The following is a 23,465-nucleotide window of genomic DNA, read 5'->3' as shown; positions in this document are numbered from 1 at the left end:
CTCTCAGGGTACGCGGCGGATGATGGCGCCGAGGCTCGACAATTTTTCCTCGATGCAATCGTAGCCGCGGTCGATGTGATAGACGCGGTCGACGGCCGTATCGCCGCGGGCGACCAGGGCGGCCAGCACCAGACTCGCCGAAGCACGCAGGTCAGTGGCCATGATCGGCGCAGCCGTCAGCTGCTCGACGCCGGTGGAAATCACCGTGTTGCCTTCGATCAGGAACTGCGCCCCCATGCGCAGCAGTTCGTTGACGTGCATGAAGCGGTTCTCGAACACCGTTTCGGTGATCGTGCCCACCCCTTCAGCGACTGCATTGAGCGCACAGAACTGCGCCTGCATGTCCGTCGGGAAGGCAGGATACGGGGCCGTGCGAATATTCACCGCCTTCGGCCGCCGCCCCCGCATGTCGAGCTCGATCCAGTCCGGGCCGGTCGAAATGTGCGCCCCGCCTTCTTCGAACTTCACCAGCACGGCTTCCAGCAGATCGGCACGCGTGTCTTTCATGCGCACGCGCCCGCCGGTAATCGCGGCGGCGGCAAGATAGGTTCCGGTCTCGATGCGATCCGGCAGCACGTGATGCTGGCAGCCATGCAGGCTGCGCACGCCCTCGATGGTGATGGTGTCGGTGCCGGCACCGCTGATCTGTGCGCCCATCGCGTTGAGACAGTCCGCAAGATCGATAACTTCAGGTTCGCGTGCGGCGTTTTCGAGCACCGTCGTGCCTTCGGCCAGTGCTGCGGCCATCATCAGATTTTCGGTGCCGGTGACGGTCACCAGATCCATGACGATGCGGGCGCCGCGCAAACGGGCACATTTGGCACGGATGTAGCCATCTTCGACACGGATGTCGGCCCCCATCGCCGCGAGGCCCTTGATGTGCAGATTGACCGGCCGCGAACCGATCGCACAGCCGCCGGGCAGACTCACCTCGGCCTCACCGAAACGGGCCAGCAGGGGGCCGAGCACCAGGATCGAGGCACGCATCTGCCGCACGAGTTCATACGGCGCGGTGTAATTGCGGATCGTGCTGGTATCGACCTCGATGGTCATGCGCTCGCCGACGACCAGACGCACGCCGAAGTGACCCAGCAGTTCCATCGTCGTCGTCACATCCTGCAGATGCGGCACATTGCTGATGGTGATCGGGCCGTCTGCAAGCAGCGTCGAGGCGAGGATCGGCAGTACGGCGTTTTTAGCTCCCGAGGCACGCAGCTCGCCCTCAAGGACCTGGCCACCGGTGATGATCAATTTGCTCATGGTGAGTCCAGTGTTATCAAGCCGACAGGGCAGCCCAGGCTTCCGGGGTATAGGTCTTCAGACCGAGCGCGTGAATTTCCTCACGCTGCATGCGCTCGCCGATGATCGCGTTGACCATGCGATGCTGAGCGATGGGCGTTTTGCCGACGAAGGCGGCACTGATGACGACGGCGTCGAAATGGACACCATCATCGCCACGCACGAACACCTGGGCGTCGGGCATGGCGTCACGAATGAGTTGTTCGATGTCGGCAGACTGCATGGCGGGTGTCTCCGTAGATCGGTGTGCGTGATGACTGGCGGGCACTCCGCGGTACGGAGCGCAGGATCGCGGATCATATACGCAAGCTCACCCGCGCGGGAGCTCACGCACCGCAGTGCAGCAGCTCATCGAGGTCGGAAACAACGGCGATGGCACGCATCTGTTCCGGCATGGCCACGAAACGCACCTCGCATCCAGCGGCCCGCGCTTCGCGCAGCCATTCGACGAGCAGCGCCACACCCGCACTGTCAGCATGAGTGACACCGCTGAGATCGACCTCGACGCAGCTGCCGCTACGCCAGGACTCACGCGCCTGCGGCCACAACCCGGCAACCGTCGACAGCAGCAGTTCGCCGCTGGCATACAGGCGGCCATCGCGCTGCAGCAGGCCCGCAGCCATCACTTGCCGCCGCGGGCGTTGAGATCGGAGAGGGAGGCAATCAGGCCGTCCATGCCCTGCTCACGCACCTGATTGGCGAACGTGGTGCGGTAGCTGCCGACCAGGCTGATGCCATCGACGGTCACGTCGTAGATCTTCCAGTCGCTGTCCTTGCGATGAACGCTGTAGTTGATCGGCACCACCGGCCCACTGTTGCGGACGAATTCGGAGCGGACCAGGACATCACCATCGGCATTCGGCGCCGAGCTCGGCAGGAAACGCACGGTTTCGTCGGAATATTCGAGCAGGGCGTTCGAATAGGTACGCACCAGCAGGTTGCGGAACTCCGCAGTGAAGCGCACGCGCTGGTCCGGCGTCGCGCTGCGCCAGTTGCGCCCCAGCACCCACTGGGCGATCGCATCGAAGTCGAAACGCGGCACGGCGATCTTTTCGACCAGGTCGTAGATCAGGGCCGGATTCTGCTGCAGATGCGCGCGATCCTGCTTGAGCGCGACGAGCATGCGCTGAGCCGTGTCCTCGACCGCCTGCTGAGCGGTCATTTCGGCATGGGCACTGCTGCCCAGCAGCAGGCAGCAGGCGAAGATCAATGAGAGCAGCTTACGCATGAGTCAGGGATTCTCTCTGGTAACGGGCTGGGTTACGGCTTTGCGGCCGGCGCGGCATTGCTGCCAGACCCTTCCGCCGCCTTGCTGAACAGGAACTGGCCGATGATGTTCTCAAGCACCAGCGCCGACTGCGTCAGCTTGAGGGTCGAGCCATCTTTGAGCACGGCATCAGCACCACCGGCTTCGAGCCCGACGTACTGCTCGCCGAGCAGCCCGCTGGTCAGGATCTTGGCACTGGTATCCACCGGCAGGTCCGCAAACTGCGAATCAATGCGCAACTCGACGAGCGCCTGGAAGGTCTGCGGGTCGATACTGATGGCACCGACCCGGCCGATGCGCACACCGGCCATCGACACCGGGGAACGCACCTTCAAGCCGCCTACGTTCTCGAAGCGCGCATAGATGCGGTAACTGCGCTCGCCACCGAGCTGACTGATGCCGCTGACCTGCAACGACAGGAAAAACAGCGCGACAATGCCCAGCGCGACGAACAGCCCGACCAGGGTTTCCACGATTCTCGACGTGGACATCAACGAATTCCTCCAAACAGGAGCGCGGTGAGAATGAAGTCGAGCCCCAGCACCGCAAGCGAGGTATTCACGACCGAGCGCGTCGTCGCCCGCCCGATGCCGGCCGAGGTCGGCACTGCGTCATAGCCCTCGAACACGGCGATCCAGTTGGCGACCACGCCGAATATGACGCTCTTGAGCACGACACCGTTCAATATGTCCTTGCCCCATTGCACCTTGGCCTGCATCTGTGACCAGTAGGCGCCGTCGTCGACGCCGAGCAAGCCCACACCGACCAGATAGCCGCCAAGGATGCCGACGGCGGTAAAGATCGCCGCAAGCAGCGGGACCGCGAACACGCCCGCGACGAAACGCGGCCCGAGCACGCGGCGCACCGGATCGACGGCCATCATCTCCATGCCAGCGAGCTGCTCGGTCGCTTTCATCAGGCCGATTTCCGCGGTCAGCGCCGAGCCGGCACGGCCGGCGTAGAGCAGTGCCGCCACCACCGGCCCGAGCTCGCGCACCAGCGACAGCGCCACTACCGTGCCGAGCGACTCGGCGGCGCCGAAATCGACCAGCGTGGTGTAGCCCTGCAGACCGAGCACCATGCCGACGAACAGCCCCGACACCAGAATGATCGGCAGGGACAGCACGCCGACCGAATACATCTGGGCGACGATCAGGCGCGGGCGGATCAGCACGCTGTGCAGGCCGGAAAGGATCTGCAGCAGGCAAAACGTCGCACGCCCCATCCGCGCCAGGATATCGAGCGTCCTGCGCCCGAGGCTCGCCAAGGCGTTCATGTGTTCGGACCGTCTTCGAGCAGATCCGCGGCGTAGTCGCGCGCCGGGTAGTGAAAAGGCACCGGACCATCGGCGAGGCCGTGCATGAACTGGTCGACCCACGGTGAATCCGCACGCCCGAGTTCGGCCGGTGTGCCGTGGGCGACGACCTTGCCGCCGGAGATGAGGTACACGTAATCGGCGATCGAACAGGCCTCGGCGACATCGTGGGAGACGACGACACTGGTCATGCCGAGCGCATCGTTGAGCGTGCGGATCAGCTTGACCAGCACGCCCATGGAAATCGGATCCTGTCCGGTGAACGGCTCGTCGTACATCATCAGCAGCGGATCGAGCGCTATCGCCCGAGCCAGCGCGACACGCCGCGCCATGCCGCCGGACAGCTCGGCCGGCATCAGCTCACGCGCCCCGCGCAGCCCGACGGCTTCAAGCTTCATCAGCACCAGCGTGCGCACCAGACGCTCCGGCAGCCGGTAGTGCTCGCGCAGCGGAAAAGCCACGTTCTCGAACACCGACAGATCCGTGAACAAGGCCCCGCTCTGGAACAGCATGCCGATACGCCGGCGCAGCACGTACAGATCGCGCCGGGACAAGCGGTGGACATCGGTACCGTCGATCTCGACGCGCCCCAACTGCGGCCGCAGCTGCGCGCCGATCAGGCGCAGCAGCGTGGTTTTGCCGGTGCCGCTCGGCCCCATGATGGCGGTAACCTTGCCGCGCGGAATGTCCAGATCGACATTGTCGAATATCGCTCGCGTATCGCGACGAAAGCTCAGTCCGCGAATGCGCACAAGCGCCGGGGCCGTCTGCTGGGAAAACTCGGACATAGGATGAAATCGCGTGCGACGGACGCTACCGACAACGACGGCGTGGAGAATGGGGGAAGGAAACAGGCCACCTAGTCTCCGCACTCGTCCCGGCCGAGTCAAACCCGGGCAGCCCCGTGTATCATCGTCAGCTTTCCACCGTGCCATCTCCGACGTGAACGCCATTCAGCCCTCTCGCATCGCCCGCGCTGACGCGCCATCGGCCTGCCCCGCCGCCTTCGCCCATGCGGCAGCCACCGCCCGCAGGCATTGAAACGCGATGCAACGCGGCCTGCTGGCGCTCCTCCTGCTTGCCATCCTGGCTGGCCTGAGCGGCTGGTTCCTGAACGAGCTGGAACGCGAACTGCGTGATCCGGGCAAACGCGACGACACCACCCCGGTGGTCGTCGCGGCGAACTTTTTCAGCACGCAGATGAATGTCGAAGGTTTGCGCAGCTACACGTTGAGCGGCCCCCATCTGGAGCAGTTGCCTGGCGATCGCGGCACGTTCGTCACACAGCCGATCGCCCACACCTTCGAGGTGGGGCAGCCGATATGGGAGATCCACGCCGAAACCGGCTGGGTGGCGCCGCGCAATGAGGTCATCGACCTGCGTGGTGCGGTGCGCGCCGAACGCCCTGCGAGCACCGGGCAGTTGCCTCTGGTGCTGGAAACCCGCAACGTCCGCCTCATCCCGTCCAAGAATTATGCAGAGACCGCAGAGCCGGCCCACATCACTTCGCCCGACGGCGTCGTCGACGCGGTCGGCTTCCGCGTCTGGCTCGACGAGGATCGCGTCGAGCTGATTTCCCAAGTCCGAGGAACCTATGCACCGCCGCCGTCACCACGCAACGATGCCAAAGCCGCCACGCCTTAAGCCCCTCGTCTGGCTGGCGCTGCTGACGCCCCTGCTCGCCCACGCCCTGCCGGAAGACCGCCAGCAGCCGATCAATCTGGTGGCGGACCGGGCAGAGATGAATCAGCAGACCGGCGTGGCAACCTATGAAGGCAATGTCGTCGTCACCCAGGGCACGATGCGACTGACCGGCGACAAGGTCGTCCTCTACACCAAGGACGGCGAAGTCACGCGCGTCGAGAGTTTCGGCAAGCCGACGACCTTCAAGCAGAAGCCCGCGGCCGACAAGGAAGACATGCTCGGCGAATCGATGAAGCTCGACTATGACGTCAAGTCCGGCATCGTCGTCGCCACCACCAAGGCGAAGATCACCCAGGGCAAAGATGTGCTGACAGGCGATCGGCTCGAATATGACGTCAACAAGGATGTCGTGCGTGCCCGCAGCGGTGCCAGCGCCGAGCGCGTGCAGATCATCCTGCAGCCGAAACCACAGACCCCGACCAAACCAGCGAAGCCCTGAGCATGGCCCGTCTCGAAGCCCGCGAACTCGCGAAACGTTACAAGGGACGGCGTGTCGTCGACGCTGCAAGCGTTCATGTCGACAGCGGTGAGGTGGTAGGCCTGCTCGGGCCGAACGGCGCCGGCAAGACCACCAGCTTTTACATGATCGTCGGCCTGATCCCCTGCGATGAAGGCCATGTGCTGCTCGACGAGCACGAGATCACCGCCCTGCCGATGCATGCGCGCGCGCGACTGGGCGTTGGCTACCTGCCGCAGGAAGCTTCGGTCTTTCGCAAGATGACGGTGCTGGAAAACGTCCTGGCGATCCTCGAAACACGCAGCGACCTGAACCGCCAAGCACGGGTCGAACGCGCCGAGGAACTGCTGCACGAGCTCAACGTCGGCCACCTGCGCGACAGCCTCGGCATTTCGCTGTCAGGCGGCGAGCGCCGGCGCGTGGAAATTGCCCGAGCGCTGGCCGCCGAGCCACGATTCATGTTGCTCGACGAACCTTTTGCCGGCGTCGATCCACTTTCTGTCAATGACATCCAGCGCATCGTCCGCCACCTCTGCGAGCGCGATATCGGCGTGCTGATCACCGACCACAACGTCCGCGAAACCCTCGGCATCTGCGACCGCGCCTACATCCTGGCCGACGGCCGCGTCATTGCCACCGGCCAGCCGCAGGACATCCTCGCCGACCGCCAGGTACGCGAGGTTTATCTCGGCGAGCATTTCCGTCTCTGACGATTGCGTTAACTTGGCTCGACTTGGCACATCGTGTGCTATAAGGCACATAGTGTTCCTTTGATTGTTCCAGTACCGAGCCGCGTCTGATGAGACAGTCTCTACAACTCCGCCTGGGTCAGCACCTGACCATGACGCCGCAGTTGCAGCAGGCCATCCGCCTGCTGCAGTTGTCGAGTCTCGACCTGCAGGCGGAAATTCAGGCCGCCCTCGATTCGAATCTGATGCTGGAACGTTCCGACGAGGGCGGTGAAGAAGCACCACCGGCGGAAACCGCGCTGACCGAAACGGTTCCCGCCGCGCATGACCGCCCGGAAAACGCCCCGACCGAAACCCTGCCCGACGAGCTCGCGGTCGATTCAAACTGGGAAGACATCTACGACAGTTACGACGGCTCGACCTCGTTTTCCCGCAATGATGACGAGGACGGCCGCGACCTGTTCGAGAATCACGGCAGCGGCGCCTCGACCCTGCACGACCATCTGACCTGGCAGATGGAGCTGACACCGTTCACGCCATCCGACCTGGCCATCGCCGGCGCACTCATCGACGCCACCGACGAATCGGGCTATCTGACAGTGCCGATGAGCGACATCCTTGAGGGTGTCCGCGAAGACTTCCCCGATACCGAAGCCGATGAGGTCGAAGCCGTACTGCACCGGCTGCAGCACTTCGACCCACCCGGCGTCTGCGCGCGCAATGCGGCGGAATGCCTGCAGCTGCAGCTCGGAGCGCTGCCGGAGGACACACCCTGGCGCAGTGAAGCGCGCCAGCTGGTTGCGCAATACCTCGAACTGCTCGCCGGCCGCGATTTCAACCTGCTGATGCGCCGCATGCGGCTGACCCGGGAGCAGCTGCAGGAAGTCATCGCGCTGATCCAGAGCCTTAATCCGCATCCCGGCACGCAGATATCGTCCGAGCAGGCGCCCTATGTCGTGCCGGATGTTTTCGTCTACCGCGGCAACGATGGCGGCTGGCATGTCGACCTCAATCCGGACAGTGCGCCGAAGCTGCGCATCAATGCCGAATACGCACGCCTGGTACGCCGTGCCGACAGCAGTGCCGACAACCAGTACCTGAAGAACCACCTGCAGGAAGCCCGCTGGTTCCTGAAGAGCCTGCGCAACCGTCACGAAACCCTGCTCAAGGTCGCCCGCTGCATCGTCGAGCGCCAGCAGGCCTTCTTCGAGCACGGCCCCGAGTACATGCGCCCGCTGGTGCTGCGCGACATCGCTGAATCCGTCGAGATGCACGAGTCGACCATTTCGCGGGTAACCACGCAGAAATACATGCACACGCCGCGCGGCATCTTCGAGCTCAAATACTTTTTCTCAAGTCACGTATCCACCACGGACGGCGGAGAAGCCTCTTCGATCGCCATCCAGGCCATGATCAAGAAGCTGATCGCGCAAGAAAACGTGCAGAAACCCTACAGCGACAGCAAACTTGCGGAGCTGCTGGCAGCCGAAGGAATTCAGGTTGCACGGCGCACAGTAGCCAAATATCGTGAAGCCATGTCCATCCCCTCATCGACAGATCGCAAGCGGATCGGTTGAACAACCGAACCGCGCTGCGCGCCCCACGGAGCGAGCCACAGGTATCGGTTCAAGGCAGACCAGCCAGGGCACGCTCCTTTTCTGCAAGCCAGGAGTTCACCATGCAAATCAACCTGACCGGGCACCACGTCGAGATCACTCAGGCGCTGCGCGACTACGTGCAGGAAAAGATCGGCAAGATCGAGCGCCACTATGAGGGTGTAACCAGCGCCCACGTGATTCTCAGCGTCGAGAAGCTGCGGCAGAAGGCTGAGGCAACGCTGCATGTCGCCAATAATGACCTCCATGCGGACGCCATTGAGGAGGACATGTACGCCGCTATTGACGTACTCGCCGATAAGATTGATCGTCAAATCAAAAAGCATAAGGAAAAGCAGACCGACCACCATCGGGACGAAAAAGTCGTCACACCATCTTAATCCCCACTACCTCCCCGGCCGCCCATGAACATCACCGAGCTGCTGAGCACCGAGCGCGTCGTCTGCAGCCACGACGTGGCCAGTAAGAAACGCGTGCTTGATCTGGTCAGCGAGTTGATCGCGGCCGGGGGCGACAAGCTCGATTCCCGAGCCATCTTCGACAGCCTCGTCGGACGCGAACGCCTGGGCAGTACCGGGCTGGGCAACGGTGTCGCCCTGCCGCATGGCCGGCTGGGCGGCACTGAACACGCGCTGGGCGCGTTTATCCGACTGGCCAAGGGTGTCGATTTCGACGCCATCGACCAGCAACCGGTCGACCTCGTATTCGCGCTGCTCGTCCCTGAACATTTCACCGACGAGCACCTGAAGATCCTGGCCTACCTCGCCGAAATGTTCAGCGACCGGGTATTTTGCGAGCGCCTGCGCGCGACGACGGCCGATGCCGAGCTCTATACCCTGCTGACACGCTGGACGCCGTCGGATTCGATCATGACATGATCGCGGCACTGCCGGCAGAGCATGCTTTCGTCGCCCTGCAAGGGCCGCTCGAACTGCGCTGGCTGGGAGGCCGCGGGGGAGCGTCACGTCTGCTGTGCCAGGCCGGTGAATGCCTGCCGCCGCGCTCGCTCGGCGGCCTGATGAACCTCGTCAACCCGCCGCGGGTACAGGTGCTCGGACGCGAAGAACTGGGCTTTCTCGCCGCCCTCGACGGCACCGCCCGCACCGCCCTGTTCGATCGCCTGCTCGCCGCCCCGCTCGGGGCAATGATCCTCTGCGGCGATACACCGCTCGCCACCGAACTGCAAACGGCAGCCGACCGCCTCGGCACGCCGTTGTGGCATTCGCCGGCCAGCCCCGGCGAAGTCCTGGACCGGCTGAGCGACTATCAGCACGAACTCGACGCGACCTCCACCGTGCTGCACGGCGTGTTCCTGGAAGTCTACGGGCTGGGCGTGATGCTCACCGGTGAGAGCAGCACCGGCAAGAGCGAACTGGCCCTGGAGCTGCTGAGCCGCGGCCACCGCCTGATCGCCGATGACGCTCCCAAGCTCACCCGCGTCGCACCGCAGGTCATCGAAGGCACCTGCCCCGAGTCACTGCGCAATTTTCTGGAAGTCCGCGGCCTCGGCATCCTCAACGTGCGGCGCATGTTTGGCGACAGCGCCGTCAAGCGCAACAAACGCCTGCGGTTGATCGTCAACCTCGCTCGTCTTGAGGAAACCATGCTGGCGCCGGAGGTGCGTTTGCAGGGAGCCCGCACCACGCGTTACATCCTTGACGTCGCGATCCCCGCGATCACGCTGCCGATCGCACCCGGGCGCAACCTCGCCGTGCTCGTCGAATGTGCGGTTCGCGACCACATCCTGCGTCTGAGCGGCTACAACGCCGACCAGGACCTGATGGAACGACTGCAACTCGAAATGACGGCACACACATCATGAGGATGATCATCGTCAGCGGGCTTTCGGGCTCGGGCAAAAGCGTCGCGCTCGCGACCCTGGAAGACCTGAACGATTATTGCGTCGACAATCTGCCGCTTGCCCTGCTCAAACCATTCTCCGAGGAGCTCCTCGCCCGTCGCCGCGCCGACTTCCCGACCGCCGCCGTCGGCATCGATTCGCGCAATTTTCGTGACGAGCTCATCCGCTTTCCGGAAGTCATCAGTGAGCTGCGCGGCACCGGCATTGACATCGAAATCGTCTTCCTGCAGGCCGACGACGAAACCCTGATCAAACGCTTCAGCGACACGCGGCGCATGCATCCGCTGACAGCCGACACCGGCATGCCGCTGCTCGAAGCCATTCACGAAGAACGCCGCCTGCTCGCCCCGATCGCTGCGCACGCGACGCTGATGTTCGACACCAGCCACACCAACGTCCATGAGCTGCGCGAGCTCGTGCGAGTACGTTTGCATGGGGAAGCAAACGTGCATCCGGCGATCGTCTTCCAGTCCTTCGGCTTCAAGAACGGGCTGCCGGACAACGCCGATTTCGTCTTCGACGTCCGCAACCTGCCCAACCCGCACTGGCAGCTCGAGCTGCGCCCGCTCAATGGCCGTGATGCACCGGTCGTCGAGTTTCTGCGCACCCATGCCGAGGTCGAAGCCATGATCGACGATATCGCCACCTTCCTCGAACGCTGGATCCCGTCCTTCGAAACCGGCAGTCGCAGCTATCTGACGATCGCGATCGGCTGCACCGGCGGCCAGCATCGTTCCGTCTACGTCACCGAGCGACTCGCCGCCCGCTTTCTGGCCGCGCAGCGCAGCGTGTCGATCCGCCACCGGGAGCTGTCATGAGCGTCGGCCTGCTGCTGATCACCCATAACCGCGTGGGTGAGGAATTGCTGAACACCGCGACGACCACGTTCGCCCATTGCCCGATGAACGCCGCAACGCTGGGTATCGGCGAACGCTGCGACCCTGATGCACTGGCGCGTGAAGCGCGCGAACGCCTGCTCAGTGTCGATTCCGGCGAGGGCGTGCTGGTGCTCACCGACATCTACGGCTCGACCCCATCGAACATCGCTAACCGCCTGCTTGACGAGGGCAATGTCATCGTCATCGCCGGACTCAGCCTGCCGATGCTGATCCGCGTCATGAACTACTGCCGCCTGAGCCTGCCGGAGCTTGCCCAGAAAGCAGCGAGCGCCGGTGCCGAGGGCATCGTCCTGTCCACAGCCGAAACGAGAATGCCGTGATCCATCGCGACGTCCCCATCGTCAACAAACTCGGCCTGCACGCACGCGCCGCCGCCAAATTCGTCACCCTCGCCTCCAATTTCGCCGCGCAGATCCAGGTGCGCAAAGGGGAACGGACCATCAACGGCAAGAGCATCATGGGCGTCATGATGCTCGCCGCCGCCAAGGGCTCGACGATTACGCTGATTGCCGACGGCAATGATGCCGAGGAGGCCATCGAGCGGCTGGCGCAGCTGGTCGCTGAGCGCTTCGGCGAGAGCGAGTGACGTCATGCCGCTCGCGCTGCATGGGATCGGTGTCTCCCGCGGCTGTGCGATCGGCGTCAGCTATCACCTGCAGCGCAATCAGCCGGAAGTCATCGAGTACGCGATCCCGCAAGATCTGGTCGAAGATGAAGTCCTGCGTTTCGAGGCGGCCGTCGCCGAGGCCCGCAAACAGCTCGAAGACATCCGCGCCCGCGTGGCACCGAACGTCCCGGCGGAATTCACCTCTTTCATCGACGCCCATCTGCTGATGCTGGCCGATCCGGCACTGACCGAAGCGCCGGTGCGGCTGATCCGCAACCATGCCTGCAATGCCGAATGGGCACTCAAGCTGCAGCGCGACCTGCTGGTGCAGGTGTTCGACGACATGGACGACGCCTACCTGCGCGCACGACGCGACGACGTCGACCATGTCGTGCGCCGTGTGCAGGACGTCCTGCTCAGCGACGAACCGGCCCCCGACCTGCTCGCCAGCCGCCTGGAAGGGCGTATCGTCATCGCCGACGATCTGACGCCGGCCGATACCATCCTGATGCCGCATCAGGGAGTGGCCGCCTTCATCACCGAGTACGGCGGGCCGCTGTCGCACACGGCGATCCTCGCCCGCAATCTCGGTATCCCGGCGATCGTCGGCGTGCGCCATGCCCGCCGCCTGCTCGCCGACGACGAAATCATCATCGTCGACGGACAGCTCGGTGTCGTCCTCACCGAGCTCGACGAGGACATCCTCAATCACTATCGCACCCGGCAGAAAGAGGAACAGCGCCAGCGCCGTGGCCTGACCAAGCTCAAACGCCAGCCGGCACTGAGCCGCGACGGTCAGGCCGTCACCCTGCTCGCCAACATCGAACTGCCGGAGGATGCACCGGCGGTCGTCGACATCGGTGCCGACGGCATCGGCCTGTACCGCACCGAATTTCTCTACATGAACCGGCCGGATACACCGGATGAGGAGGAGCATCTCGCCGCCTACTTGCACGTCATCAAAACGCTGGACGGCCGTCCGGTGACCATCCGCACCGCCGATCTCGGCGCCGACAAACAGGTCGACGGCGGACGCCGCGGCCCGGTCGCCACCAACCCGGCACTCGGCCTGCGCGGCGTGCGCCTGTGGCTGAAAGACCAGGAAATGTGCCGGCCGCAGTTGCGCGCGATCCTGCGTGCCTCACACCACGGGCCGGTCAAAGTGATGATCCCGATGCTCTCGACGCTGCACGAGGTCATGCAGGTACGCCGCCTGATCGAGGAGACGCGCGCAGAACTGCGCGAGCAGCACATCCCCTTCGATGAGCAGCTCGCCCTTGGCGGCATGATCGAAGTCCCCGCCGCCGCAGTGTGCGCCGCGCATTTCGCCCGCCACCTCGATTTTCTGTCCATCGGCACCAACGACCTGATCCAGTACACGCTGGCGATCGACCGCATCGATGACGAGGTCAACTACCTCTACGACCCGCTGCACCCGGCCGTCCTCGCGCTGATCGCCAACACGCTGCGCGCCGGCCGCGCCGCCGGCATCCCGGTGACGATGTGCGGCGAAATGGCCGGTGATTCACGCTACACCCGCCTGCTGCTCGGACTCGGACTGGAACAGTTCTCGATGCATCCGAACAGCGTGCTGGAGGTCAAGCGGGCGATCCGCGATACCGACATCGGCGAAGTGGCGGCCGCCGTGAACGCAATGCTTGAAATCGACATGGCCGATGAGCTCGCCGAGCGCCTGCAGGCGCTGACGGCATGAGCGTGACCGAAGGCGTTCTCGAACGCGACGGCGGCGAACGTCTCGCCTATGTGCGCTGCGCCGGGCAAGGCCCCGGCGTGATGTTCCTCGGCGGCTTCCACTCGGACATGACCGGCCTCAAGGCCGGCTGGCTGCAGGCCTGGGCTCAGGCCCGCGGCCGTGCCTTCCTGCGCTTTGACTACAGTGGCCATGGCGCCTCCGGCGGGCGCTTCGAAGACGGTTGCATCGGTCAATGGGCGGGCGACGCGATTGCCGTACTCGACGCCCTGACGGACGGCCCGCAGATCCTGGTCGGTTCGTCGATGGGGGCCTGGCTGGCGATTCTCACCGCGCTGGCCCGCCCGCAGCGGGCCGCCGCACTGCTGACCGTCGCCGCCGCGCCGGATTTCACCGAGGATCTGATGCTGCCGGCGCTGACGACCGAGCAACGGCAGGTGCTGCAGCGTGACGGCCGGGTGTTGCTGCCATCGAGCTATGCGGACGGCCCCTACCCGATCACCGCGCAGCTGCTCGACGACGGACGCCGGCATCTGGTGCTGCGTGCCCCCTTGCCGCTGACACAGCCGGCACGCCTACTGCACGGAACCGCCGACGTCGACGTACCATGGTCGCGCAGCCTGCAACTGCTTGAAGCGCTCAGCGGCGATGACGTTCGCCTCACCCTGATCAAAGGCGGTGATCATCGTCTGAGTTCACCCGCGCAGCTGGCGGTGCTGGGGCAGACGCTCGATGAACTGTCAGCGTGCTGTGACGGATACTGCGACTGACCGTCAACGCCTCGTCATCATCAGGACGCGACGATGTGCTGCCGTTCACCTCTGCCGGAATGCGTTCCCATGAAACATCACAGCCTGATGCTGGCCCTGCTGCTCGCCACCACCGCCCATGCCGAAACCATCGGCTCGGTCGACACCGCCTTCCAGTTGCTCGGTGCCAACCACAAGATCGTCATCGAGGTCTTCGACGATCCGAAGATCGACGGTGTGGCCTGCCACGTCGCCAAAGCGCAGACCGGGGGCATCAAAGGCAGCCTCGGTCTGGCCGAGGATACCGCCGATGCCAGCATCGCCTGCCGTCAGGTCGGCCCGGTGAGCTTTCGCGAACCGTTCAAGGACGGCGAGGAAGTGTTCACCGAGCGCCGTTCGCTGCTGTTCAAGAAACTGCGCGTCGTGCGCTTCCTCGATCGTAAGCGCAACACGCTGATTTATCTGGTCTACAGCGACAAGTTGGTCGACGGCTCGCCGAAGAACTCGATCAGCACCGTGCCGCTGATGCCTTGGCCGGGCGGCCAGACACCGCTGCCGCCCAACCGCTGAGCGGCGCACTTACATCGGCGGCTGCTGCGAGATCACTTCGTCGGGCTGCTGCACGAAATTGCCCTGCACCAGCTCGACCTGCGCCTGCCAGAGCACGCCCAGCGATTGCGCGTCTTCGATGTAAGCGGCGATCACACTGGCGCCGATGTCTTTCAGCGCGCGCACCACCTCACGCACGCGCCGCTGGCGCGCCATGTCGTTCGCCAGCTGCTGCGTCAGACCACGCTCCAGTTTGACGAAATCCGGGCGGAACTCGCTGACCCGCGCCATCGACTCGTCAGTGCCGTCGAAATGCTCGACGGCCACGGCATGCCCCAGCGCCCGGATCGCCTGGGCCAGCACCATGCAGCGCTCGAAGTGATTCATCAGAATCGACTGACTGAACTGGAACACGCAGCTGCGCGGACGCACGGCAACCTTGCTCAGCATCAGCGCCAGCCAGTCCGCAAAGCTGACATCAACCACCGAGGTGGTCCCCAGCTTGACGAAAAACACCGTTCCCGGATGGTCCTGCTGGCGGGCATCGAGTCCGCGCAGTGCCCGGCTGACCACCCAGCGATCGAGCAGGCGGTCGAGTCCGAACTTGGCCGCGATCGGCAGGAACTGCCCCGGCAGCAGGGTCTGCCCGGCGGCATCGCGCATGCGCAGCAACACCTCGCTCCACTCGCTGCGATCGGCCACCAGCAGATTGGTGATCGGCTGATAGACCAGGAACAGGCGGTGCTCGCGGGCGGCCTCCGAAATGATCGCCTGCCAGCGCCGCTGCTCTTCGATGTCCGGCGCCGCGCTGGCAACCAGATCGCTCTGCAGGCGCACGCCGCCGCCTTCGCGCATCTGCTGCATCGCCAGCTGTGCCGCGCTGCCGATCAGATCGTGCACTGGACCGCGATCGGCGCGACAGACACCGACACTCGGCATCAACGCAGCCGGACCGGGGCCGAGATCGCTGAAATCGAGCGCCGCGATCGCCCCCGCCAGGGTCCGTGCAATCGACTGCAGCTGCGGCGAATCCGGCTGCGTCGTGCACACCAGGACACGTCCGGCGTTGTCCCAGCCAATCAGATCGTTACCCTGCTGGCGCTCGGTCACCGCACGCACCACGCGTTCGCGCAATTGCTCAAGACGCGTGGTGTCGAGCCGTTTCGTCCATTCGCCATAGCCGCCGAGATTGATGTAGACCAACCCCGCCAGCGCACCCTCGTTCGCTCGCGGGCGCGCCAGCCGCGCCTCCAGCGCCTCGGTGAACTGCGACATGCTGAGCACGCCGGCAACCGAATCCTTGTGCACCGGGCGATGTGAACGCGTGAAATGCTGGCGGTACTGCATCGCCCGCGCACGCACCCGCTCGATCAGGCGCACCGGGTCCGCCGGCTTGACGATGACGTCGACCGCACCCGCGACGATGACGCGGGCGTGCGCCGTCGGATCGCTCTCGCCGGACAGCAGCATGATCGGCGTGTTCTGGAACTGCGGCTCCTCGTGGATCAGCCGGGTCAGCTCGCAGCCATCCGCCTCCGGCATGTACAGATCGAGCACGAAGACATCCGGGTCGAAAGCCACCGCCGTTTCGAGCGCGCCCAGCGGATTCGACACCAGTTTGACTTCGAAACCCGCCGATTCGAGACGCCTGCCCTGCAGTTCAAGAAAAGCCCGGTCGTCGTCGACCATCATCACGCGGTAAGGCAGGGGCTCCTGTTCCGCCAGCAGCTCACTCAAACGCTCGGCAATGACGGAAGCCACCGCCGGCTTGAGAAACAGACAGACACCGCCGGCCCGCAGTGCGATCAGCTTGGCCCGGCTGTCGTTGCGGCTCGACAGAAACAGCACCGGACACAGCAGCTTGCCGCTGCGCCGCAGCTCACCAACGCGGTCGGCCCCGCCGAACTGACTGCCGGTGGTATCGATGTCGGCCAGCAGCGCTGCCGGCGGCTGCCGATGCATCGCCTGCGTCAGCTGCTCCCAGTCGACGAAGGATTCAGCGGTAAAACCATGCGAGCCGAGCTGCATCGCCAGAAACTTGGCCTGCGCCGGATCAGAGTCGATCAGGTAGACACGCGGCTGACTGACCGCGGTCGTCGCCGGCACCGGCGCGCCCACACTCACCTCTGCCGGAGGGGTGCCGGTGGTCGCGACCCGACTCAGCTCGTTTGCCAGCTGCTCGACCTGGCTGCTCAGTTGCTGGACGGTCGCGGGCTCGGGCAGCTTGCCGCTCCAAACCGCCTCCCGCAGAGCCGTATCCAGCTGATGTGCCCGCTCAGCCAGCGCCGCACCGGAAATACGCAGGCTCAGATCGGCCAGCTCGCGAAGGAACATGCGCAGGTCAACGATCTGTGCGGCCTCGAAATGCCCGGTGCGCGCGCGCTGCCAATTACGACGCAACTCTCCAGCCAGTCTGGACAGTTCGGCGAGATCCTCGTCGCGCAAGGCCAGGGCGGGCTCCTGGTTTGCAAGCGGCGGTTCTGGAGGCATGAGTCTCTCCTTCACGGGTGTCGTGTCCATGATAAACGCGTGCTCGCTGACACCAAGCACGCCGACATGCCGAAGACATCACGAAGAGGTAAACAACTTTCATAAGCCGCATACCCGATGGATAGTCCGTCCCCGCGCAGCGGGCACGCAGACACGGCCTCATCCGTCGGGAAAAATCCCTGACGACTCCATGCCTTGCACCTCTATGGGAGTCCGCTTGCCGGCCACGGTACAACAGACCGCACCGCACAGGCGATCGGACACACTGTCATCGTGGACGGTAATCGGGCTTCAGGCCAGCAGACACGTCACATCGAGCGCGGCGAAGCTATCTGGCCGCACTGCGCCAAGGCTGTACGGCAGCACGCCCAGACAGGGCTCGGGCAAGCTGGCGTGCAGCGTCGCCAGGTTGTCGGCGAGCCGCGGCATCTGCGGCTCGATGGTGTTGCCGACCCAGCCGGCGAGGCGCAGACCAGCGGCGCGGATCGATTCAGCGCTGAGCAGTGCATGGTTGATGCAGCCCAAACGCAGGCCGACCACCAGCACCACCGGCAGGTCCAGACGGCAGGCTAGAGCCGCCATGTCACCGTCGCGGCCGAGCGGCACACGCCAGCCGCCGGCGCCCTCGACCAGCAGGAACTCGCCGCCGGCGGTGAGCTGCCCTGCACGCTCGACGATCCGTTCAAAGCCGATGTCGACGCCGACATCGCGGGCGGCGAGATGCGGTGCGATCGCCGGAGCAAAAGCGTAGGGATTGACCAGCGCATAGTCGGGCGCACCGGCCGACGCCGCCTGCAGTGCCAGCGCATCCTCGTTGCGCAACCCGTCGGCCGTCGGTTCGCAGCCGCTGGCGACCGGCTTCATGCCAACCGCACGCACGCCGCGTGCCGCCAGTGCCAGCAGCAGCGCCGTCGACACCCAGGTCTTGCCGACGCCGGTGTCGGTGCCGGTGACGAAACAGCCGTGCCGGTTCACGAGCGCGGCCGCCGCAGCTGCGACAGCGGCACGTGCACGACACCGCCGGCATCGGCCTGCACCAGCTTCTGCGCCGGTGCCCAGGCGTGGCCGTAGACGATTTCGTAGGTCGCCGGCAGCTGGCCGTCGCGACGCCAGCGCTCGTACGCAGCGATCATCGCCGCCAGCCGCCGCGGCCCGGTGAGGCCGCGCGTGCGACCGGCGCTGACGTTGTGTGCGCCGAGCACTTTGAGGTCCTGCATCAGCGTGCGCACCTGCGGATAGGTCAGCGTAAAGCGCTCGACATCCATCACCGGATCGGCGAGCCGGGCGCGCAGCAGCGCATCACCGATGTCGTGCATGTCGGTGAAGGCGTTGACGTGGACGCGATCATCGACCGTCGCCCAGGCCGCACGCAGTTCGTGCAGCGTGTCCGGACCGAGCGTGGTGAACAACAGCAGACCGTTCGGCCGCAGTACGCGGCGCACCTCGGCAAACACCCGATCGAGATCGCTGCACCACTGCAGCGTGAAATTCGAGAACACCAGATCGACCGAGTCATCGGCCAGCGGCAGGCGTGCGGCGTCGGCACAGACCGCGCGCACTTTGCGCAGCCAGCGCGAGCGGGCGCGGGTAAGCGCGCACATCGCCGGCGCCAGGTCGAGGCCGGTGACCAGCGCCCTGGGATAGCGATCGAGCAGCGCACGTGTGCCCACACCGGTGCCGCAGCCGAGATCGAGCACCGCACGCGGCGCCAGCTTGACCAGATCGAGACGCTCCAGCAGGCGCGTGCCCACCTCGCGCTGCAGCACGGCAACCTCGTCGTAGCGGGCGGCGGAGGCATCGAAATTGGCGCGCACCAGCCGCCAATCGAGATGGAAGTCGGAATCGTCAGTCATGCAGGGCCACCCGCAGTGCCGCGAGGAACTCCTCAGGATGGGACATGAACGGCGCGTGCGTGGCGTGCGCAAACACATGCACGCGCACGTCGCCGGCGCGCGCCGCCAGCGCCGCTCCCGCGGTATATGGCACCAGCGCATCGCGACGGCCGAGCAGCAGTCGCACCGGGCAGCGCAGGCGCGGCCATTCGCTGCGCAGATCCTCGCTGTCGAGCATCTGCAGGCCGTCGGCCAGCGCCTGTGCATCCGGCAGGCCGTGCCGGAATACGATCGCACGCAGCTCGTGCAGGTACTCACGGGCCTTGGGCAGGCCGTGGGTTTCCAGCAGCAGGAAGCGATCGAGTGTCGCCTTGAGATTGCTGCCCAGCCCGGAGGCAAAGGCCTCGTAGGCCGCTCGGGTCATGCCGTGCGGCCAGTCCGGGCGTTGCACGAAACAGGCGTTGGAGCCGACCAGCAGCAGCCGGCGCACCGCTTCGGGCCGATCCAGTGCGATACGCTGTGCGACCATGCCGCCGAGCGACCAGCCGCACCAGACGGCGTGGCGCGGCGCATGGGCCGCGATCCTGGCAGCCAGCTCGGGCAGCGTACCGAGACGACCGCGGCTCGCGCCGTGGCCCGGCAGATCGATGACGGTGATCCGCCAGTCATCCATCAGCGCTTCGACGGTGGTTTCCCACACGCCGCTATGCATGCCCCAACCGTGCAGCAGCACCAAGTCGGGACCCGTGCCATAGTGGGCGACGTGCAATGAGTCGGGGGGATTTACAGTAACCGGGTCGGGCATGGAAATTCTGAACCGCACAGTGATTTTTCAGCGGGATGGGACGAAAATATGGGTGCCCTCGCCGCAGCGATGCTGGCGCACAGGAACGGGCAGAAACACGACATCAGGACAAGCAGGATGCAGGCACACGACATGGACCCGGCGCTCCCCCCGCCGCACGTGGCATTCCACAAGCCCCCTCGCGACACGTTTCAGCACACGGCTGCGGCATGCAGCGGTGATTACGCGATGTTTCTGGCCCATCGCGTCTCGTCGCAGCCGCACGATCTCGAAGCTCACGTCCGCCGCATACAATACCACCTCGACACGGCCGACTCCGCTGCGCTGTTCGGCGCGCTGGCCGATCTGTTCATCGCTCTGGGCAGCCGTGGCTATCCGCTGCGCCTGCGCCTGCTCGAACGCGCCGCACCGCTGTTGCCGGCGGCCGAACTGGCACTGCTGTTCGAGCATGTCGACAGCGGCCTCGGTGCCGACACGGCTCTGCCCGACTGCCATCACAGCCGGCTCACCCGCCCGCCCTGCGGCCTGCCGCTACCGCTCGCAACCGCCGACGAAAAGGCGGTGATCGTCGCCGACCCGCTGTTCGAGGCACGCGAACAAATCGAACGCGGCGCACTTGAAGAAGCCCGCCAGACCCTGCGTGCAGCGCTGGCAGCGAATCCGGAGCGCGCCGAGCTCGCCGACGAACTGTCCCTGCTCGAACGCTATCTGACAGTGGGACCGACATCATGAATCCCGGCCTTTGCATCAAACTCGCTGCTGTCGAGGTCGATGCCAGGACACTGGCCGCGCTGACGCTGCTCAGCCAGCGCAGTGGCCGCTTCAGCCTTACCGACATCAATCAGGCCGACGCCGTGCTGCTCGACGGCGACCGGCCGGAGTCGATCGGCCTGTACGAACGACAGCGCTGCTCGCATCCAGGGCAGCCGATCCTGCTGCTCTCCAGCCACGAGTCCTGCCTGCGCGGCGTCGTCTCACTGCTCAAGCCACTGCAGATCGAAGCCCTGTTCGCAGCCCTGAATGCCGTCCGTGACCATCTGCCGCGACACGCCGCGCCCGGCAAGGACACCGCCGCCGGCAAAGAGGCGGTGCACGGTGAAACCGCCGAACGCCACGAGCGCGCCGGTGCCGCGCGTGCGCTCGCCGATCAGTTCGCACCGGAAGACCTGTGCGGCAGCAGCGCCGACATCGACCCGCATGATGCCGGCGCCCTGGCAGCACTGCGTTTCGACCCCGAACATTTCCTGCTCGGCCGTCTCATTCACGCCCGCCACCACACGGCACAGCAGCACTGCGGTGCGCGCATCGAGCTGCCGTCAAACCTGCTGCTGCTGGACATCGGCGGCACGCGCTGCCTGACGACGCTCAGCGCGCGCCAGCTGCGTGGCCTGGCCCTGATGCCGCTGGACGACGGCCTCGGCTGGCAGGCGATCGACGCCCTGCAGCTCAAGGCCGCCGCGGATACGCTGGGCACGACGCTGCACGCCTGGTCGATCGAACTGCTGATCTGGCAGATCGCGCTGTGGACCGCCCGTGGCCGCCTGCCGCTCGGCATCGCGCCCGATGCGCTGGTCGGCCTGCGCCGCTGGCCCAATCTGACGCACGGTTCACTGCCGCCGGAAGCCCTGCGCATCGCCGCGCTGCTCAGCCACCAGCCGCACACGCCGTTCGCCGCCGCCCGCCGTCTCGGCATCCCGCAGCGCTATGTGTTCGCCTTCGTCGGCGCCTGTGCGGCCCTCGACCTGCTGACCCTCACCCACACCGACGCAGCACCCGCCGCAGCCCCCGAGCAGCATCCGGCGCGCGGCCTGCTGTCAAAACTGCTGGGTATGCTGCGCCGCAACAGCAAACACTGACCCATGGAGTCCACCGCATGCACTGTGCATCGTCGCCAGTTGACTGGCAAAGTAGATAACACCGCCCCCGAACCGGGTCGTCGCCCGTCACTGCGGCGGCGCCACTGACTCACTCTTTAAGATCTTCAAACGCACAGGGACGCTCAGTGCATGCACCACCATAAGATCGTTTTCACCGGCCCGGTCGGCGCCGGTAAGACCACCGCGATTCGCACATTGTGTGGCGCCAACGCGCTCGGCACCGACGCTGCGGCCAGCGACATGACCCGCACCCGCAAAGAAACCACCACGGTCGCCCTCGACTACGGCACGCTGCATCTGAACTCCGGTGAAACCATCCACGTCTACGGCACGCCCGGGCAGGAACGTTTCGACTTCATGTGGGAAATCCTCACCCAGGGCGGAATCGGCCTGGTGCTGCTGCTCGATGCCACGCGCCCGGCACCGCTGAACGACCTGCGCTTTTTCGTCAACGTCTTCACCGCCTACGTCGAACGCACCGCACTGGCTGTCGGCATCACCCGCAGCGACCTGGCGCAGTCCCCGCTGTCGCTCGACGACTACGCCGGCGCTTTGCGCAGCCTCGACCTGGTCGCGCCGATCTTCGAGGTCGATGCCCGCGAGCGGCGCGACATCTCGCTGCTCGTCCAAGCACTGCTGCTGCAGCTCGATCCCGGACTGGCCGCCTGATGAGCGGTTTCGAACTGATCGAGGCAGGCTATCTGCTGCCGACCCCCGCCGGAGCTTTCGCCGCCACCCGCTCCGGCCTGCCCGAACCGGCCCGCCACCTGCTGCTCGAACTGCTGCGCGAGCCGCAGAGTCGCTACCTCGATCCGGCGGCCAGCGCCGACGCCGGGCCCGACGCCGACACGCTCGGCCTGATGCACCGCCTCGGCAAACTCGGTTATCTGGCCTGGACCGCGCACGTCGAAGCCGCTCCCCATGGCGCGCTGGAGCGCGTGCTGCCGCCACTGCTCGCCGAGATTTCCAGCACCGGCCGGGCGCTGGTCGCCGACCGCCAGGGCCTGAACATGCTCAGCGCCGGATTCGCCCACGAATCGGCCGAGGCCCTGTCGGCACTCGCCGCAGAGCTGCTTGCCCTATATCAACGCCAGGAACCGCTGCTGAGACACAACATCGGCCTGCCCTACGATGGCTGGTCCCTGTGCGATGCCGCAGGCGACGGCCATCTCGGCTTCTGGCCGCTGGATCTTGGCCCGGTGCAACTCGTCCTCAACGTCGAGGGCCTGCCCCGCTTCAATACCCGAGCGTTTCGCGATCTGGTCTGGGCGCTCGCCCGCCAGTACGGCTGACTTTCTGCCTCAGCAGCACCCGCCCTCACTTTTGTCGATCACCCCACAACAAGGAGTTGTCCTTCATGCGCCAGGAAATGCTGACTTCCATTCTCAGTGACCTCAACGGTACCTCTGCCGACATCGAGGCCTCTGCAATCATTTCATCCGACGGCCTGATGATGGCCTGCCTGCTGCCATCGGGCCTCGACGAGGACCGCATCGGCGCGATGAGTGCGGCGATGCTCTCCCTCGGCAGCCGCATCTCGCAGGAACTCGGTCGCGGCGGGCTGGAGCAGGTGCTGGTCAAGGGCGACCGCGGCTACGTGCTGATGACCAGCGCCGGCGATGACGCCGTGCTCTCGGTGCTGGCCAAGCCGAACGCCCGCCTCGGCCTGATCTTCCTCGACGTCAAGCGTGCCGCCGAGGCGACCCGCAAGCTGATCTGACCACCCCACGGACGGGAG

The 23,465-nt window shown here is 65.4% G+C and carries 29 protein-coding genes; 18 read left to right on the top strand and 11 right to left on the bottom strand.

Annotation, left to right across the window (positions count from 1 at the left end):
- Positions 1-3 precede the first annotated feature (3 nt).
- The 7 genes from murA to C7443_RS10670 form a co-directional block, all read right to left on the bottom strand.
- Positions 4-1,260: a UDP-N-acetylglucosamine 1-carboxyvinyltransferase gene (murA, locus tag C7443_RS10700; RefSeq protein WP_110018593.1), complete on the bottom strand. Its 1,257-nt coding sequence runs from the start codon at positions 1,258-1,260 to the stop codon at positions 4-6.
- Positions 1,261-1,276: 16 nt separating this feature from the next.
- A complete protein-coding gene (locus C7443_RS10695; protein WP_110018592.1) occupies positions 1,277-1,522 on the bottom strand; it encodes a BolA family protein in 246 nt (81 codons plus the stop codon).
- 103 nt (positions 1,523-1,625) lie between these two features.
- Positions 1,626-1,922: an STAS domain-containing protein gene (locus tag C7443_RS10690; RefSeq protein ID WP_110018591.1), complete on the bottom strand. Its 297-nt coding sequence runs from the start codon at positions 1,920-1,922 to the stop codon at positions 1,626-1,628.
- Positions 1,922-2,527 (bottom strand): MlaC/ttg2D family ABC transporter substrate-binding protein, encoded by a 606-nt coding sequence (locus tag C7443_RS10685; protein WP_110018590.1) that lies wholly within the window; start codon positions 2,525-2,527, stop codon positions 1,922-1,924. The genes C7443_RS10690 and C7443_RS10685 overlap by 1 nt, the downstream gene beginning before the upstream one ends.
- Before the next feature lie 32 nt (positions 2,528-2,559).
- On the bottom strand, positions 2,560-3,057 hold the full coding sequence (gene mlaD, locus C7443_RS10680; RefSeq protein WP_110018589.1) for an outer membrane lipid asymmetry maintenance protein MlaD: 498 nt from the start codon (positions 3,055-3,057) through the stop codon (positions 2,560-2,562).
- The gene (gene mlaE, locus C7443_RS10675; RefSeq protein ID WP_110018588.1) at positions 3,057-3,842 is read right to left on the bottom strand and encodes a lipid asymmetry maintenance ABC transporter permease subunit MlaE; all 786 of its coding nucleotides are present in this window, start codon (positions 3,840-3,842) and stop codon (positions 3,057-3,059) included. Before mlaE ends, mlaD begins: the two co-directional genes overlap by 1 nt.
- Entirely contained in the window at positions 3,839-4,669 is an 831-nt protein-coding gene (locus C7443_RS10670) for an ATP-binding cassette domain-containing protein (RefSeq protein ID WP_110018587.1), read from the bottom strand. The genes mlaE and C7443_RS10670 overlap by 4 nt, the downstream gene beginning before the upstream one ends.
- 259 nt (positions 4,670-4,928) lie before the next feature.
- Between C7443_RS10670 and lptC the strand changes: the two genes are divergently transcribed.
- From lptC to C7443_RS10605, 13 genes are all read left to right on the top strand, one after another.
- Positions 4,929-5,525, top strand: a complete 597-nt coding sequence (gene lptC, locus C7443_RS10665; protein WP_110018586.1) for an LPS export ABC transporter periplasmic protein LptC — start codon at positions 4,929-4,931, stop codon at positions 5,523-5,525.
- Positions 5,503-6,024: a lipopolysaccharide transport periplasmic protein LptA gene (gene lptA / locus C7443_RS10660; RefSeq protein ID WP_110018585.1), complete on the top strand. Its 522-nt coding sequence runs from the start codon at positions 5,503-5,505 to the stop codon at positions 6,022-6,024. Before lptC ends, lptA begins: the two co-directional genes overlap by 23 nt.
- A 2-nt stretch (positions 6,025-6,026) precedes the next feature.
- Complete coding sequence (gene lptB / locus C7443_RS10655; RefSeq protein ID WP_110018584.1) at positions 6,027-6,752, top strand: LPS export ABC transporter ATP-binding protein; 726 nt, start codon at positions 6,027-6,029, stop codon at positions 6,750-6,752.
- An 89-nt stretch (positions 6,753-6,841) separates the two neighbouring features.
- On the top strand, positions 6,842-8,308 hold the full coding sequence (locus C7443_RS10650) for an RNA polymerase factor sigma-54 (RefSeq protein ID WP_110018583.1): 1,467 nt from the start codon (positions 6,842-6,844) through the stop codon (positions 8,306-8,308).
- A gap of 101 nt (positions 8,309-8,409) precedes the next feature.
- Positions 8,410-8,727 carry a ribosome hibernation-promoting factor, HPF/YfiA family gene (gene hpf, locus C7443_RS10645; protein WP_110018582.1) on the top strand — a complete coding sequence of 106 codons (318 nt, stop codon included), beginning with the start codon at positions 8,410-8,412 and terminating at the stop codon, positions 8,725-8,727.
- 24 nt (positions 8,728-8,751) lie between these two features.
- Positions 8,752-9,225, top strand: coding sequence for a PTS IIA-like nitrogen regulatory protein PtsN (gene ptsN, locus C7443_RS10640; protein ID WP_110018581.1), 474 nt, complete (start codon positions 8,752-8,754; stop codon positions 9,223-9,225).
- The gene (hprK, locus tag C7443_RS10635) at positions 9,222-10,169 is read left to right on the top strand and encodes an HPr(Ser) kinase/phosphatase (RefSeq protein ID WP_110018580.1); all 948 of its coding nucleotides are present in this window, start codon (positions 9,222-9,224) and stop codon (positions 10,167-10,169) included. Before ptsN ends, hprK begins: the two co-directional genes overlap by 4 nt.
- Positions 10,166-11,026 (top strand): RNase adapter RapZ, encoded by an 861-nt coding sequence (gene rapZ, locus C7443_RS10630; protein ID WP_110018579.1) that lies wholly within the window; start codon positions 10,166-10,168, stop codon positions 11,024-11,026. The genes hprK and rapZ overlap by 4 nt, the downstream gene beginning before the upstream one ends.
- A complete protein-coding gene (locus tag C7443_RS10625) occupies positions 11,023-11,427 on the top strand; it encodes a PTS sugar transporter subunit IIA (protein ID WP_110018578.1) in 405 nt (134 codons plus the stop codon). The genes rapZ and C7443_RS10625 overlap by 4 nt, the downstream gene beginning before the upstream one ends.
- Entirely contained in the window at positions 11,424-11,693 is a 270-nt protein-coding gene (locus C7443_RS10620; RefSeq protein WP_110018577.1) for an HPr family phosphocarrier protein, read from the top strand. Before C7443_RS10625 ends, C7443_RS10620 begins: the two co-directional genes overlap by 4 nt.
- 4 nt (positions 11,694-11,697) lie before the next feature.
- Positions 11,698-13,428: a phosphoenolpyruvate--protein phosphotransferase gene (gene ptsP / locus C7443_RS10615; protein WP_110018576.1), complete on the top strand. Its 1,731-nt coding sequence runs from the start codon at positions 11,698-11,700 to the stop codon at positions 13,426-13,428.
- Positions 13,425-14,195, top strand: coding sequence for an alpha/beta hydrolase (locus C7443_RS10610; RefSeq protein WP_246004614.1), 771 nt, complete (start codon positions 13,425-13,427; stop codon positions 14,193-14,195). The genes ptsP and C7443_RS10610 overlap by 4 nt, the downstream gene beginning before the upstream one ends.
- A 69-nt stretch (positions 14,196-14,264) precedes the next feature.
- Entirely contained in the window at positions 14,265-14,744 is a 480-nt protein-coding gene (locus tag C7443_RS10605) for a CreA family protein (protein WP_110018575.1), read from the top strand.
- Between the two features lie 9 nt (positions 14,745-14,753).
- Here the strand turns inward: C7443_RS10605 and C7443_RS10600 are convergent, their stop codons facing one another.
- The 4 genes from C7443_RS10600 to bioH all read right to left on the bottom strand — a co-directional run bounded on the left by C7443_RS10600 (position 14,754) and on the right by bioH (position 19,850).
- Entirely contained in the window at positions 14,754-17,213 is a 2,460-nt protein-coding gene (locus C7443_RS10600; protein WP_170123581.1) for a GGDEF/EAL domain-containing response regulator, read from the bottom strand.
- 291 nt (positions 17,214-17,504) lie between these two features.
- Positions 17,505-18,188 carry a dethiobiotin synthase gene (gene bioD, locus C7443_RS10595; protein WP_110018573.1) on the bottom strand — a complete coding sequence of 228 codons (684 nt, stop codon included), beginning with the start codon at positions 18,186-18,188 and terminating at the stop codon, positions 17,505-17,507.
- A complete protein-coding gene (gene bioC, locus C7443_RS10590; RefSeq protein ID WP_110018572.1) occupies positions 18,185-19,066 on the bottom strand; it encodes a malonyl-ACP O-methyltransferase BioC in 882 nt (293 codons plus the stop codon). The genes bioD and bioC overlap by 4 nt, the downstream gene beginning before the upstream one ends.
- Positions 19,059-19,850, bottom strand: coding sequence for a pimeloyl-ACP methyl ester esterase BioH (gene bioH / locus C7443_RS10585; protein WP_110018571.1), 792 nt, complete (start codon positions 19,848-19,850; stop codon positions 19,059-19,061). The genes bioC and bioH overlap by 8 nt, the downstream gene beginning before the upstream one ends.
- 228 nt (positions 19,851-20,078) lie before the next feature.
- Between bioH and C7443_RS10580 the strand changes: the two genes are divergently transcribed.
- The 5 genes from C7443_RS10580 to C7443_RS10560 all read left to right on the top strand — a co-directional run bounded on the left by C7443_RS10580 (position 20,079) and on the right by C7443_RS10560 (position 23,447).
- Complete coding sequence (locus C7443_RS10580) at positions 20,079-20,582, top strand: hypothetical protein (protein ID WP_146213285.1); 504 nt, start codon at positions 20,079-20,081, stop codon at positions 20,580-20,582.
- Complete coding sequence (locus C7443_RS10575) at positions 20,579-21,706, top strand: hypothetical protein (RefSeq protein ID WP_110018569.1); 1,128 nt, start codon at positions 20,579-20,581, stop codon at positions 21,704-21,706. The genes C7443_RS10580 and C7443_RS10575 overlap by 4 nt, the downstream gene beginning before the upstream one ends.
- A 150-nt stretch (positions 21,707-21,856) precedes the next feature.
- Entirely contained in the window at positions 21,857-22,396 is a 540-nt protein-coding gene (locus C7443_RS10570) for a GTP-binding protein (RefSeq protein WP_110018568.1), read from the top strand.
- Positions 22,396-23,019 (top strand): hypothetical protein, encoded by a 624-nt coding sequence (locus C7443_RS10565; protein ID WP_110018567.1) that lies wholly within the window; start codon positions 22,396-22,398, stop codon positions 23,017-23,019. The genes C7443_RS10570 and C7443_RS10565 overlap by 1 nt, the downstream gene beginning before the upstream one ends.
- A 65-nt stretch (positions 23,020-23,084) precedes the next feature.
- The gene (locus tag C7443_RS10560) at positions 23,085-23,447 is read left to right on the top strand and encodes a roadblock/LC7 domain-containing protein (RefSeq protein WP_110018566.1); all 363 of its coding nucleotides are present in this window, start codon (positions 23,085-23,087) and stop codon (positions 23,445-23,447) included.
- Positions 23,448-23,465 lie beyond the last annotated feature (18 nt).

The organism is Plasticicumulans acidivorans (assembly GCF_003182095.1).
Taxonomy (GTDB): domain Bacteria; phylum Pseudomonadota; class Gammaproteobacteria; order Competibacterales; family Competibacteraceae; genus Plasticicumulans; species Plasticicumulans acidivorans.
This window is presented reverse-complemented; position numbering and strand designations above follow the sequence as displayed.